Source organism: Pseudoalteromonas sp. NZS100_1, from assembly GCF_015864285.1.
Lineage (GTDB): Bacteria > Pseudomonadota > Gammaproteobacteria > Enterobacterales > Alteromonadaceae > Pseudoalteromonas > Pseudoalteromonas arctica.
Genome location: NZ_JADYXN010000005.1, coordinates 108,880 through 123,384, shown reverse-complemented (window position 1 = coordinate 123,384; position 14,505 = coordinate 108,880). Strand labels below are relative to the sequence as shown.

The 14,505-nt window shown below is 39.2% G+C and carries 13 protein-coding genes; 5 read left to right on the top strand and 8 right to left on the bottom strand.

All coding sequences use genetic code 11. The features are described from left to right. Positions 1-356: 356 nt before the first annotated feature. The 3 genes from I6F66_RS05300 to I6F66_RS05290 are packed head-to-tail and all read right to left on the bottom strand — an operon-like array spanning position 357 to position 2,628. Positions 357-692 (bottom strand): DUF3325 domain-containing protein, encoded by a 336-nt coding sequence (locus I6F66_RS05300; protein WP_197139455.1) that lies wholly within the window; start codon positions 690-692, stop codon positions 357-359. Next, positions 689-2,290: a PepSY domain-containing protein gene (locus I6F66_RS05295; RefSeq protein ID WP_197208868.1), complete on the bottom strand. Its 1,602-nt coding sequence runs from the start codon at positions 2,288-2,290 to the stop codon at positions 689-691. Before I6F66_RS05295 ends, I6F66_RS05300 begins: the two co-directional genes overlap by 4 nt. Then, the gene (locus I6F66_RS05290) at positions 2,287-2,628 is read right to left on the bottom strand and encodes a hypothetical protein (protein ID WP_007583591.1); all 342 of its coding nucleotides are present in this window, start codon (positions 2,626-2,628) and stop codon (positions 2,287-2,289) included. Before I6F66_RS05290 ends, I6F66_RS05295 begins: the two co-directional genes overlap by 4 nt. Before the next feature lie 343 nt (positions 2,629-2,971). Here I6F66_RS05290 and I6F66_RS05285 point away from each other — a divergent pair, with 343 nt between their 5' ends. The 3 genes from I6F66_RS05285 (at position 2,972) to I6F66_RS05275 (ending at position 5,196) form a co-directional block, all read left to right on the top strand. Beyond that, positions 2,972-3,328 (top strand): VOC family protein, encoded by a 357-nt coding sequence (locus tag I6F66_RS05285; RefSeq protein WP_007583589.1) that lies wholly within the window; start codon positions 2,972-2,974, stop codon positions 3,326-3,328. Between the two features lie 150 nt (positions 3,329-3,478). Beyond that, positions 3,479-4,060, top strand: coding sequence for a uracil-DNA glycosylase family protein (locus I6F66_RS05280; RefSeq protein ID WP_024591552.1), 582 nt, complete (start codon positions 3,479-3,481; stop codon positions 4,058-4,060). A gap of 257 nt (positions 4,061-4,317) precedes the next feature. After that, positions 4,318-5,196, top strand: coding sequence for a bile acid:sodium symporter family protein (locus I6F66_RS05275; RefSeq protein ID WP_101216036.1), 879 nt, complete (start codon positions 4,318-4,320; stop codon positions 5,194-5,196). A 318-nt stretch (positions 5,197-5,514) separates the two neighbouring features. Here I6F66_RS05275 and I6F66_RS05270 read toward each other — a convergent pair whose 3' ends face one another. Continuing rightward, complete coding sequence (locus I6F66_RS05270; protein WP_197208867.1) at positions 5,515-7,182, bottom strand: cell surface protein; 1,668 nt, start codon at positions 7,180-7,182, stop codon at positions 5,515-5,517. 72 nt (positions 7,183-7,254) lie between these two features. Further along, a complete protein-coding gene (gene dgt, locus I6F66_RS05265; protein WP_007583580.1) occupies positions 7,255-8,721 on the bottom strand; it encodes a dGTPase in 1,467 nt (488 codons plus the stop codon). A gap of 163 nt (positions 8,722-8,884) precedes the next feature. Between dgt and I6F66_RS05260 the strand changes: the two genes are divergently transcribed. Next, on the top strand, positions 8,885-10,105 hold the full coding sequence (locus I6F66_RS05260) for an alkaline phosphatase family protein (protein ID WP_165728810.1): 1,221 nt from the start codon (positions 8,885-8,887) through the stop codon (positions 10,103-10,105). Between the two features lie 91 nt (positions 10,106-10,196). Here I6F66_RS05260 and I6F66_RS05255 read toward each other — a convergent pair whose 3' ends face one another. Beyond that, the gene (locus I6F66_RS05255) at positions 10,197-10,940 is read right to left on the bottom strand and encodes a zinc-dependent metalloprotease family protein (RefSeq protein ID WP_007583576.1); all 744 of its coding nucleotides are present in this window, start codon (positions 10,938-10,940) and stop codon (positions 10,197-10,199) included. Positions 10,941-11,066: 126 nt separating this feature from the next. Beyond that, on the bottom strand, positions 11,067-11,771 hold the full coding sequence (locus I6F66_RS05250; protein WP_165728809.1) for a hypothetical protein: 705 nt from the start codon (positions 11,769-11,771) through the stop codon (positions 11,067-11,069). 379 nt (positions 11,772-12,150) lie between these two features. Here I6F66_RS05250 and I6F66_RS05245 point away from each other — a divergent pair, with 379 nt between their 5' ends. Next, complete coding sequence (locus I6F66_RS05245; protein ID WP_165740504.1) at positions 12,151-13,308, top strand: benzoate/H(+) symporter BenE family transporter; 1,158 nt, start codon at positions 12,151-12,153, stop codon at positions 13,306-13,308. 137 nt (positions 13,309-13,445) lie between these two features. Here the strand turns inward: I6F66_RS05245 and I6F66_RS05240 are convergent, their stop codons facing one another. Continuing rightward, on the bottom strand, positions 13,446-14,495 hold the full coding sequence (locus I6F66_RS05240) for a DUF2955 domain-containing protein (protein ID WP_165740505.1): 1,050 nt from the start codon (positions 14,493-14,495) through the stop codon (positions 13,446-13,448). Positions 14,496-14,505 lie beyond the last annotated feature (10 nt).

The window sequence follows — 14,505 nt, the reverse complement described above, 5'->3', positions numbered from 1 at the left end:
TAGGGCGTATTGATCTTTGTGGATTGAAATCTGTTCAATCTAGGGGCGATTAAATCGCGGCGCGAGGTTTGTAACCTAGTGGGCTAAGTAAAAACCGAGCAAAGCTTCCGCGTCCTGCTCACGCCCCTTACCTACATCCATGTAGGCAACAAAGAGTTAATCGTCCCTAGAAAGAACCCAAAGGGCAGCGCATGTTTGGTATTTATGCTGCGTTATCGCCTATTTATGGGGAATAACCACACTACATAGGCTCTGCCTTGCCTAAATACCAAACAGTCTGCTGCAAATTCACCCACCAAAGATCAACACGCCCTAATCTATGGGAAAGTAACGGATCACGTTTTTACTAACTAAAGCTAGTTTAACGCTAAAAATAACCCACTTAGTACAACTAACACGCTATTTAAAACACTAAACCACTTTACGTAGCCTACTAAAAAGTTATAAAAAACCATTATAATTAAGACACTTAGGCTCATAAACCCACAAAATAGTAACGCGCCATAACCACTTTGAGTTGTTACGCAAAGTACTAAGCTTAGTAAAATACTGATCCAAGCAATAAATAGCAGGCTTTTACTTTGTAATTCTGTAGGGCGTTTTTTAAATACATCTTTAAAATGATTAAACTTAGCCAGTGCAAAACCATTAAAACCAAACAAACACAGACTAAAACCAAGTAAATCAATCATGATTTTTGCCTTTTAAGATTATTAGATTGGTTAGGGCTAATTATTTTTGAGGTGTTTTTAGCAGTACGTAATTTTTCGGTTTGTATAAAAAACAATATACTAAACAATAAAAACAGTGCATCAAAAGTAAATAAAGCCCACTGTTTGTGCATCAAATAGCTAACTATATTACCGTTGGTTGTAAGGGCATTAATAACCGGTACACTTAAACATGCAACAGCATTTATAGCTGCCATAACTCGCCATTGCAGTGTGTCGCGCTTTATAAGTGCTAAAAGAGCAACCGCTAGCCATGTTAAAAAGAACGCGAGTATTTCTTTATCGGCGCGCTCTGCGGTAGTTGGGCTAAGTAGTCTGTTAGCGATAAAAAATGCACACGTTGCCAGTGGAAGTCCCATAATAGTGGCTAGGTTTAACCCTTCAACTAGTTTTAAACTAAACGAAGGTTTAACGTTATTTTTAGTTCGCTCGCGAATTCGCTTAGCCCACATAATACAGCCAGAGCCAATCATTACACAGCCTGCAATACCGCCTAATACGTATAACCAGCGCAACAACCACGTAGCTAAACGCCCCGTATGCATTGAATTAAGCGACTCGTAAAGCGCTTTGCTGCTAGTTAGTTCGTCATCAGTTTTAGCGACCATTTGCCCTATAGCACCACTAAATATTAAGCGTGGTGCTTGGTCACGCAGTGTTTTACCTGCGCTTACCAATACGGTAATTGTTGAAGCTGCCATATTTGGTTGGTTAACTTGTACGCGAGTAATATCTGCATGAGGCCACTTAGTATAAACCTGATCCAAAATGCTTTGAATCGGCACCATTGACGATTCGCCTTGGGCTTTATCGGTCATGGTGTTGCGAGGGGTTACATCGTTAAAAAAGCCACGCATGCCGTTATCGTAAGACGTTTGCGCAGGGTAGGGAAACAACATAAATATGAGCGTAATCATGCCCGTGTAAGTAATCATTAAATGAAAAGGCAGGGCAAGCACAGAGCTTAAATTGTGGGCATCTAACCACGTACGGCTACCTTTATTACGTCTAAAACTAAACATATCTTTAAAAATACGCTTATGAATAACCACACCCGATATAATGGCAACTAGCATAAAAAAGCTAGCAAAGCACACAATCCAGCGTGCGGTTATTGCATCCATGTAATGTAAATCATAGTGCAGCCGATAAAAAAAGTTACCACCTTTAGTATCTACAAAGGGTTCAAGCTCTTTCATGGTATTAGGGTTTAACTGTGTGTTTTTAAACTGGCTGCGGCGCTGGCCTGGCTCTTTTGGCTTTGCATAACCATAAATTAAATAAGGAATACGCGGCTCAGGTAATGTAATACGCCAGCTTGATGAGTTAGCTCCATGGTTAGCTAAGTAATCGAACCCTGTAATTATTTGTTGTTTTTGCGCTTCTATACGCTGTGTTTGGGCTTGTACATTATGTATGGCAGGTTGATTCCACAGCGTTATTTCGTCTCTAAAAAAGCTAAGTGTTCCTGCAAAAAATATTAAATATAATAACCAACAAACGAGTAACCCTACCCAAGTGTGTAACCAAGTCATCGATCTAAAAAAGCTGTCTTTCATACCCAACCCTTTAGTAATACAAGCAATCCGATAAACGCACCTGTACTTAGTAAAATACTGATCCAAACTTTTCTTAATGATTTAACACTAAAGGCATAAATAAATACGACGGCATAAATTAAAATGCTGATTGAAACACTAAACAGTACAGCGTCTTGCTTAGCTATTGGCAATACAAAACTTAATAACGCAGTACTTGCAGAGGTAAAGGCATAGCCACCAATTATGGCAATAAAAAAACGTAAAAATACCAAAACTCGATAACTGCTTACGCTTTTTACTATAAGCGCAATTACGTTAACCTTATCGAATGGCGCACTGTGCAAAGGTGCCTGCATAGTTAATTAATCCCTTTATTTAAAGCTGAGGATAAAACAAAGGCGCTATTATATATGTTACAAATACAAAAGATAGCTATTCTCATTTACGGCGACTAACTTTTAGTAAATTATCCTTCTTACTTAACCTGAACCTTGGTTAACAGGTTTTATACGTATTGAATTATGGTGATATTTAAATTTATTTTCTCTAGCGCTGAAAATAGCAGCTCGAGATAGATTTATTATCCAGAGTTCAGGTTACTTAGTAAAATACTGATCTGTTATTGTTTAATGATATTGCACAGGCTGTATGTAAAGCTTAAGGTTAATAAACTGAGTAAAAATAAAGAGTGAAATAACGATGAGCGATCACGAAAAACTAAATTACGTTGAGTTTCCTGCATGCGACTTACCCGCAACTAAGGCCTTTTTTAGTCATGTATTTAATTGGCAGTTTACTGACTACGGCCCAGAATACACGGCGTTTAGTGGGCAGGGGTTAGATGGTGGGATTTTTCAGGCTCCATTAAAATCACTAACTCAGCATGGGGCAGCATTACTTATTTTTTATAGCGACGACATACACGCAACCTTTAAAAAAGTAGAGACATTTGGCGGAGTAATATTAAAACCTATTTTTGAGTTTCCTGGCGGTTGTCGGTTTCACTTTACAGAACCAAGTGGTAACGAATTTGCGGTATGGGCGAAAGAACACTAGGTACTATAAGGGCTGTAGGGCATTTAGGCTTAAAGATCAGGATTTTACTAACTAATCGCCATTTGAGATAAAATAAACCGATTTTTTACCAACTCATTTATCCTAAATGGCCATTTAGGATAAAAATTAAGCATTTAAGGCCAAATAAACATGAATAGTCACCAATTAATAGACCAAGTTAGTAAATGCGTGATCTGTGATCCTCATTTACCTTTAGGGGCTCGACCTGTAATACAATTTAACCCAAACGCACGTATTTTAATCGCAGGCCAAGCACCGGGTATAAAAGTTCACGAAACAGGCGTGCCGTTTAACGATGCAAGCGGAAACCGCCTACGAGAATGGCTTGGGCTAACACGTGATGAATTTTACGACGCTAATAATATAGCAATTTTACCTATGGGCTTTTGCTACCCGGGTAGGGGGAAGTCGGGTGATTTACCACCGAGAAAAGAATGTGCCCCAGCATGGCGCGAGCAATTATTGGCTGCACTACCAAATATTGAGCTGACAATAGTATTAGGTAAATACGCGCAGGCGTATCATTTACCGGAGACTAAAAAAATGCCACTTACGGAGTTAGTAAAATCGTGGCGTGAGTATTGGCCAAATTATTTAGTGCTTCCACACCCCAGTCCGCGTAATAATATATGGCTTAAAAAGAATCCATGGTTTGAGCAAGATGTACTTCCAGAACTGGGTAAACGCATTGCTACTATTTTAAATAAGTAATGCTTCTAGCATTAGGATTTATTGTAAAGGGGCGTTATACCAATCCGCAATAATACTTAATCATTTTGCGGGGCTAAACGTGTCGCTACCTGTGTTAAAAAATTCTCATTTAGAACAACTAAATAGCGAATTTTTTGCCTAGCTATCAACACGTTTTTCTATCCTCAAAATAGATCACTTAATTAAGCGAATTGGTATACAGTTAACTTAAAAATTAACACTCCAATTAAAAACAATAACAAACGAGGCTGTCTAATTTGAATGCATCTATATTAACTGAAGTAATACTTCCGCTCGCCCTTGCACTTATTATGTTTGGTATGGGTCTTGGGCTCACAACAAACGATTTTACTCGTCTATTTAAAAGCCCGCTCGCCATTGTTATGGGTTTAATAGGCCAACTTGTAGCAATGCCTTTATTAGCATTAGGGCTGTGTTATTTACTTAACCTACCAACGCCTATAGCTATTGGTTTAATGATATTAGCTGCCTGCCCAGGCGGTACTATGTCAAATGTAGTAAGCCAGCTTGCTAAAGCTAATTTAGCGCTTTCGGTAAGTTTAACCGCTGCCTCTACCGCAATTAGTATAATAACCACACCGTTTATTATTGGCTTTGCTATGAGCCAGTTTGCCCCAGCAGACGATGCTACTTTCTCTATTTTAATTACTTCATTAGGGCTATTTTTTATTACCTTAGTGCCAGTTGCTATAGGCATTTGGTTACGTCACTTTAAAAGTGATTTTGCCATTAAAGCAGAGCCGTTTTTTAGACGCTTCTCGTTGTTTTTTATGCTTATGATGATTGCAGCACTAGTAATAAAAGAGCGCGATTTATTAGTTAGCTCATTTAACGATGTATTTTGGGCGTGCATAGCACTTAATATTGGTTCAATGGTTGTTGGTTGGTTAATTGCTAAGTGTTCAAAATTAAATTTAACTGATTCGCTGACGCTTTCAATTGAGGTTGGAATTCAAAATGCATCGTTAGCTATTTTAATTGCTATTAGCTTTTTGAATAAACCAGAATACGCGGTCACCGGTGGCGTGTATGGCCTTGCCATGTTTATAGGGCCACTGCTATTAATTGGCGGGTTAAAGCTTAAAAATAAACGTACCGCTAGGGCTGTTAACTAGGACTTTTAATTAGGGCATGTTGACCAAGTTACTTTAATTTAAGGCTACGGATAACGTAGCCGTAAACTCCAGTCTAAAAATACCACCTGTTAAATGTATGCTCTGCACCCATCGCGTCAACAAGTTGTAGGCTTACAAAAGACTCTTAAGCTTGAATATTGCACTAGGCGCTGAGCTTGTTTGCGCGAGGAGTGAAGCTTCTAATTACTAGGGCGCATTTTAGGATAGGATAAGAGTGTAAGTAATACGGTAAAAAAGCAGTTAATTATTTGGTTACTAAAACTGCGCCTCAAATATGAGGCGCTACTTTAAAACTTACTATTTGGTTTGCATGTTTTTAGCGCGTTCTTCTGCATCTATTAATGCTTGCGATTTAGGCGCGCGTTTTTTCTCTTCTATTTTGGGCTTTTCAGCCGAGTCAGGATCCCAGCTTGAGTCTAACGATAAGTTAGCAAATGGATTGTTACTGTCTGCTTTTTTAGGCTCAATTACTGGCTCATCAACTAGCGGTGTTGTTTGTGCTTGCTCGGGTATCGCGTCTTCTTTTTTAGGCATCGGCTTTTCACCAGGTAATGGTGCATCTGGGTTAAATGTACGCACTTCTGGTTCTTTAAAGTCTTGCTCGGTTGTATACGTAGTCGATTGGGCGTCAGATATTTGCTCTGGAGCGTGTAAATCTATAACCGGCTCACTCGCTGTTACTGGCTCAGGAGTAGTAATAACCGGCTCTACAGTGTTATGTTCGGCTTCTATTGGCGCAGATTCCGTTACTTGCGCTGTATAGTGCTTACGTTGTTTTTTTACTGGCTTTGCATCTGGGTCAAAGTCGCGTACCTCTGGCTCATTAAAGCTGCTGGCATTTTTAATGCGCTCTAAGGTTGTTTTGGCGGCGGCTTCAAATTCGGCGGTATTAGGCTCAGGTTTTTGTTTTACTTCGTTAAACGTAGCGGTACTTGTTTGCTCTAAAGTATCAGTTAAGTTAAGCGGTGTAGGCTCAATTTCGCTTGTTTTCACTTGTGTAGCTACGTTGTTTTGCTCATCTGAAATTTGCGTTGTTGTATGTTCAATATCAGTATTTTGCGCTGTGTTAGTAGGTTCCACTGACTCTTCATTTGTCGCTACGCTGCTCTCAACTGCTTTATTATTTTGAGTTGCTTCGTTGATGACGACAGGCTCAATCTCTGGCTCTTTTGTTGTTTGTACTGGCTTTGTTGCTTTAGTTTCAGGTTTAGCTGACGTAGCAATTTTTTCTGATTTAACTTTAGGTGGAGCCGCTATAGTCGGTTCTGCCATCGCTTTGCTTTGTTTTGCACGGCGCAGGCGCACGACTATCATAGCGCCAATAAGTACCACTATAACAAGTATTAAAGTGGGTAAAAGTAACGAGCTTGGGCTCTGCGCTACAGGTTGCGGCGTAATTACTGGCGCTGGTTTAGTTAACACTGCTGCTGGTTTTACAGGTACAGGCTTTTCAGGCGTAGGTTGAACGTTTTGCTCTGGCGTTGCCGGTTTTACTTGCTCTATCACAGCTTCGTTTTTTTGCTCTGTAACTACTTGCTCGGGTGCTGCTTTTGTTGGCTCTGCATCAATTACTATTTCGTTACTGTTGGTATTTAGCTGATCGTTTATTTGTTGTTTTTGATCATTAGTTAAATTAAGGGTTTGCTCGTTGATGCTTTCTTTAACAGCTTCTTCAGTGGGTTTAATTACAGGGGCAGGTTCAACAATTTTAGGTTGTGGCTGAGTAATAATAGTCGGTTCAGGCTCTATTATTTGGGGCTTAGGTTGTGCTTGAATTTCTTTTGGCTTATTACAGTTATTTTTGTAATCACGCGCAGCTTTACGATATTTTTGACTCGCTTTATTATTACTATTTTGCTGTATTTCTTGTTTAATTAAAATGCACATAGCTTCGTTGTATGCAGCACTTTGCGCACTATAAAATAAGGCAAAGCAAAGGGTAAATCTAATTAGTTTTGATATCATGAAGTTATGCGCGCTTAAATATTAATAGTTTGATTTTAAGCGCAAAATTAAAAATTATCCAGAGTAATACAACTAATCAATAACCATAAGGCTGCGATATTCATCGTAAGCAAATTGGTCGGTCATACCGCTTATATAATCTTGGATTAATCTACAACGATAATAAAACTCGTATGCCGCAAAGTGATCGGGCTCTTCTTGCATCGCATCTATTGCGTGTTGGTAACTATTTAAGTGCTTTTTAGAGAGCTTTTTAACAAGTCGCGACTCTATTAATAAACGTGAATCGCCATTTAGTGCACGCTTAAAGTCATCCTTGTTTAGTAGCAGTAATGGTTTATAGCAATCGAGCAAACCATTAATTATGCGATACCCTTGTAGCTCTAATTTTTCGACTTCTTTGTTTGAAAATACATGCTCAAGCGCTACCTGCTTTAGTGTTTTAGTTACTGCATGTAGATGGCTTCTATCTTCTAAAAGCGCTTGGTTAAAATCGCCATGATAAATAGGTTCTATATTTTCGATAAAGCGTTTTGCGGCGTGATTTACTAGCGGATGTAGCAATGCAACCCGCAAGTATATAAAAAATTCACTATTAAAATTATAGGGTTGTGCTTGTGCACGCTCTAGTGCGTAGTCTACTGCTTTGTCTACAAAATTTTGATGTTGAGCGTCGTCGATTAACAGGTTTATTAATACTTTTTTGTAACTACTTTTAAGTTTTTCGCACAGCAACTCAGTGCTTATTATGTCTTTTTCTACGGCGTCTTCTATGTCGGCTAGGCAATACGAAATGTCGTCGGCGGCTTCCATTATGTAACTTGCAGGATGGCGGCAGTAAGGCTCAATAGTGAGCTCTTTTTGTAGCGCTTCAACAAAGTTTTTTTCGCTGTAGTAGTAACCCACTTTTTTCATTAAGTAGTTTTTATTTTGGGGTATGTCTTTTACATCAAGCCCAGCAGGGCGAGTGTATTTTAAAATACCAGCACTTTGGCTGTAGGTTAAATTAAGCGTTTGCAAAGAATGAATTATACGTATGCCTTGAGCGTTGCCCTCAAAGTTACAAATATCAAGCGCAAGGTGTTTAAAAACAACACCTATACCGGTGTTTGGTTCTTTACAGCGCTCGGGTGTTACGCTTGCTAGGTTGTTATTAAACCAGTGGTTAATAGCCGCTTCGCCAAAATGCCCAAACGGTGGGTTGCCTATGTCGTGCATTAGGCAGGCCATTTCTACTAAGCTTTCTAGCGGGCGTTCTAGGTCGGTTAAGCCGTAATCTTTTTGCTGTTGGTAGCTTAAATTAGCAAAAATACGTTGCACTATAAAACGACCAACCTGTTGTACCTCAAGCGAGTGAGTTAAGCGCGAACGAACAGCTGCGTTACGCTCAAGCGGAAACACTTGTGTTTTTTGCTGCAGCCTGCGAATAGCAGCACTGTTAATAATACGTCCACGGTCGCTTTCTAGCGCCATTTGTAAGTTAGAGGTTGTGCGGTACATTCGTGCTGGCGTTATTTTTTTACTAAAATCTATGGTCATCTTTATACTTGTCCTTTTTTACAATTGATGACTGGCATAGTTTTTAGCACATAGTCATTTGTCTTTAATATACAGGGTTTAATCTATCAGTTTGTATCATAAAGTAACAACTTGCTTTAAAATAATTTTTTGAGTAATTGTTGTGCATTTATAGGTGTTTATAATGAAACAGTGGATTTTAAAGGCAGTATCAATTTGCCTAATGTTAGGAATGAACAGCGCATTTGCTGCAAAAGAGCAAACTGTGGTGCTTGTATCAATTGATGGCCTGCGTTGGGATTATATTGAAAAACACGGCGCGCCAAATTTAAAAGCAATGGCCGAGCGCGGTGTTCGCGCACAAAAGCTAATACCTGTTTATCCAACTAAAACGTTTCCTAACCATATTTCTATTATTACGGGCTTACTGCCAGTAAACCATGGCATTGTTGATAATAGCTTTTGTGATAAAGCGCGTAAAAACGACTGTTACAGCATGGGCAAAGCATTGGGCGATAGCACATGGGTAAAGGGTATTCCGCTTTGGAATTTAGCCAAAATGCAGGGACTTAAATCGGCTACTTATTTTTGGCCTGAGTCAGATGCATTATTTAACGGCATGACACCAGATTACTTTTATCACTATTCTAAATACAGCGATTACCAAAGCCGTGTTGATCAAATTATTCAGTGGTTAAGCTTACCAAAAGCACAGCGCCCACGTTTTATTGCGAGTTACTTTTCGCTAGTTGATAGCATGGGCCATGAATTTGGGCCAGACGCACCACAAACGCGTGATGCAGTTAAACAGCTTGATGAATTAATGGGGCAATTACAAACTCGCTTAAGTAAATTAGAGCAAGAGGTAAACTTAGTTATTGTCTCGGATCATGGTATGGCGAGTATAGATCCAGATAAAAGCATTGATGTAACCACACTGCCTCAAGATGAAAACTTTTTAGTTAAAAATACTGGCCCACGTTTACTTATTTATACCCAACCGGATGCTAAAAACGCTGATATTGAAGGTTATAAAGCACGTTTACGAGATGCGTCAAACGGTCGTTATACAGTATTAACTGACGAGCAATTAGCAGCGTATCATTACAATAAAGGCACTCGCGTAGGCGATATTGTGGTGCAAACTACAGCGCCAGCGGTATTTACCAATGGTAAAAAACCAACCTATTTAGGGACTCACGGTTATGCATATACCGAGGATATGGCAGCATCATTTATTGCTGTAGGCCCTGCATTTAAACAAGGTGTAAGCCTTAAAGAAGTAAATAACCTTGATATTTACCCAGTACTTGCAAAAGTGATGGGACTTAAATTGTTAAACAAAGTAGATGGCAATGGTAAAACATTAATGCCAGCAATTAAGCAAAAAATCGTTGTGCATTAGCTTAATCTAAAAGAGCGCGTAAGCGCTCTGCAGGGAAGAACATGTTAAAACTTTAAAGTGGGCTATTTAGCCCACTTTTTTATTGGGCAGCTTATTTAAAGTTAGCAATACTTGTTTTTGTAGCAGTAACTGTGCGAATTGCATGCGCTTGGTTTGTAATACCAAATGCAATACCGTTTACGCTCCAGCCAGGGTTAGAGAAGTAATCGTACTGAGTTGCGCTACCGTAAACGTGCGGGTAAGCCATTATACTTGCAAACTCGTTTTGTACGCCATGACCCATGCCATCTACATATACACCGCCAGACGTATCACCTTGTTTGCGTGAATGCGCTAAACCTTGGTTATGACCAAGTTCGTGTACAAATGTCGTTGCACCACAATCAATTGCAGTGATTGAGTACATACGGCTGCTCATTGAGCTGTATAGATTGCCATTAGTGCCTTGGCCAACCCATGCTAAACCACATGAAATAAGCCCATTGCCAGCACTTTGACCAGTACCTAATACGGCAATCATGTCGGCTTTCCAATCGCTGCGTAAACCATCTACGTAGCTGCTATTTGTAACCGAATCTAACCAATCCTCAGACGGCGTTACTGCATAGTCACCTAAGTTTTGTTTGCCAGCTAAGCGTAGTGTTATATCAACGCCATTTTGGCTATATACCTGATTACTAAAAGCAATTAGTTGATTTATTTTAGTGTCAATATTGCTAGTTGCAGCAGCTGATTGGTCGGTATATAAAATACCGATATCGATTGTTTCTGCTTGTGCAACACTTGCAGCACATAATGCCGCAGCCAGTGCGGTTGTTGTGATTACTTTTTTCATTATTGTATTTCCTTACTCTTGTTGTGGTTGGAACTTGTTTTTAACTTGGTTGATCTCATAAAAAGCAGACACACTAAAGCTGCCCTATAGTGCGGCTTTAGTTGTTTTTTATATTTTGATTATTGGTTAGCCATCAATTTTTGGTGCAAATATATCGATGCTTTTATCTGATTTGGGTTTTGGTGCGGTTACATCATGCTCGATGTGGCTTTTATATAAATCGCGTTTTGCTGCAATCCATCCGTACTTACCTTTACTTTCGAATACATAATTGCCAGAAGGCGCAGTAAATTGACCATATACGGCATCTTTACCTACCGTTAAAACGGTATTATGCATACGGCCATCAACACCCACTATTTTGCCAAATATGCTCTTATCGCCATTTTCAGACTCAACCACATTAGTCACTTCTGCGGTGAATGTTTCGGCTGTTTGCGGAATAGCTAAATCAAAATTTTCGCCAGTCTCTAACGCCTGTAAAGAATTTAAATCAAACTCAATATAGGCCTCGTTATGTAAGTCGGTAGGTAAAACTTTTGCGTTTATAAGCACTTGCTTTGCTTTGTCGGATAGGCGATTTACGGCATCAAATTCTTCAAACGGTAAGCTGTTGTCAGGGGCAATAATAGGTTTAACGGTAATTGGATCTTTACTCATATCAATAGGTGCAGGGGGATGTGTATTGCGCGTTTTTTGTAAATCAATAGGAACAAAATCAATAGCAACAGGCGCGATAGGTTCGCCCGTTTCATCTGCATTAAAAAATAGCCCATAAACTGCAAATGCCGATAATGGTATAGCAATTAGTAAGACGACAGATCTCTTCATTTGTTTCTCTTTTAGTGTTTTTGGTTAACTGTTTGTTATGTTTTATATTATTAAATGGATTAGATCAAGATAATAAATGTAACCGAAAAGAATTAATTCTAAATTTCATAATTCCTTATAAAATATAAGGATATTTATTTTTGGTATGTTTTTCACTCTTTTTAGTATTGGTTTTTTGTAGGGTTTATGCGGCCTTTGGCGCGTTTGTGGGTACTTGTTTGTTTAGTTAAATACAATGGTTAAAAGTGACTTTTTGACGTTAATTACAATGAAAAATAAAAAGTGAATTTTTTTCACTCTTTGTAAACTAATCGCTAATTGCAATGCATTTATCGGGCACGTATGTTGTGTGCTGCATAAATGGCATTACGAGGGATTTATGAAGGTGTCTGATCAGTTGCTTAACCGAATTACAGCAGGGCTTGTGGCTGTAATTATTGGTTTTTCGAGTTCCATTGCATTGATTTATCAGGTGGTGATAACCCTTGGAGGTACGCCTGATTTAGTAGCTAGTTGGATTTTAATGCTTGGTTTAGTGATGGGCACAACGTCAATAGGTTTGTCGTACTATTACAAAGTGCCTGTTTTAATTGCGTGGTCTACCACGGGGGCTGCATTACTGATTTCAAGTGCACAAGGGTATAACTTAAACGAGGCTATTGGCGCGTTTATGCTCAGTGCATTGCTCGTTTTTTTGTCGGGGGTGACGGGCTGGTTTGAAAAAATAATGAACCGTATTCCAAGTGAGCTTGCGTGCGCCATGTTGGCCGGCGTACTTGTTACCTTTGGTATTGATGTGTTTAATTTTATGAACGACATGCCTTTAGTGATTGGCTTAATGGTTGTTATGTACTTTATTGGTAAACGCTTTTTTGCCCGCTTTGCTATGTTAAGTGTGCTTATTATAGGTGTACTACTCGCTTGGCAAATGGGCCATATTGATACCAGCGCACTGCACTGGAAAATGAGCGAATTTGCTTATATTGACCCCGTTTTTCACTTGCAAGCATGCATTAGCATAGGTTTACCACTTTATATAGTTACCATGACCTCGCAAAATTTACCGGGTATTGCTGTTTTAAAAGCGCATAAATATAAAGCGCCAATATCGGCTACTTTAAACGTGACTGGTTTTGTGAATATATTCACAGCCCCATTTGGAGTTTACTCTATTAATTTAGCTGCTATTACTGCTGCTATTTGTATGAGTGATGAAGCGGATAAAAATCATGATAAACGTTATTGGGCGAGTATAGCTGCGGGCGCATTTTATATTTTAATGGCGCTGTGCGCAGCTACATTAGTTGGGTTGGTAGCAAGTTTACCGCAGGCACTTATTTTAGCTTTGGCGGGCATTGCGCTATTTGGCACCATTGCTAATAGTTTGCAGCAAGCCCTTAGCAGTACTAAATATACGGAGGCCGCAATTGTTACTTTTTTAGTAACAGCATCTAACTTAACATTGCTTTCAGTGGGGTCTGCCTTTTGGGGGATTATAGCAGGTGTGCTTACGCTCCTTATCACCCAAAAAGACTAAAAGCTTTATTGTGTACAAAGAGCTGCTGGTGAGTATTTAAAACAAAATTATAGTTTATTTATATCATTAAAATAGCTTAACTAAGCTTATAAAAAAGGCTGCAATTGCAGCCTTTAGTTTTATAAAACAAGATTTACCTAATCAAAAGTATGATGGCGAGTTACACTAAACCGATTAAGTATATGGTGCATAATATACACAATGCACAAACTTAATATTATAGCCACCGATACCGAGCTAAACCGGTACATTGCGCTATAAACAAGATCTTGGCCTGGTCCGAGTGAGTTCCCAAATAAAATACCAAACGTAGTCAACACACCAAAACCAATACCAGGTATGCCTCCGCCTAAAATATGAAAACGCGCAAAAAGAAACGAAAGTATCCATAAAATAGCCATCGGAAAAAGTAAAAAATCAGAGTGACTATACAAAAATAGTTGCGATAGTAACGCTGCATTACACCCTATAAGCGTTCCAATTGCTCGCTGCCAACCAGCCATACCTGCGGCTTTCCAGCATAATGAAAACAAAATAAGCACAGAAGCTGCCTGCGCAGATATTGAGTCTTGTAAATCAAGAACCTGAAAAACCACAAAAGAGAGCGTAGCCACGGTTGAGCATAACAATACCTCATGGCGAATACTTTCTTTTGCTTTAGCTGGCATTACTCGCCCGGGCCTTGCGGTTACATCAGGAAATAGGCCATGCATTAATGCTCCAATAACAACGGTTAAAAATATAGCCAAACCATTAGTTAAAATTAACGGATAAATACTACTTCCTTCATCAACATAGCTCGAAAAATGCAGCTGAATAGAAAGGCTTATCACGCCTAAAGCGCCAAATAAAAAGGCACTACCGCTACTCATTTGGTAAAATAAAAAGCAAAAAACACCAAACACTAATAATGTCATAACGACTGGTAAGTGAGAAAACAATCCCTGCATTATCAGCACTATAAGCGCGCTAAATGCAGCAGATGCTATAAATTGATTTATAAGCCCACGACTTAACGTAGGTACCATGCCCAATATCAACATAGGATAAACGGTAAAAAATATACCATTTGGCCAGTTCATTAATTTACTAATAGTAAAGCCAAGGGTGCATCCACCAGCAATGCGTAGTGCTTGGCGAAGGCCATTAGAGTCTAATTGTGGGCCTTGGCTAACAATTTGAGTCATAAAGTCTCCA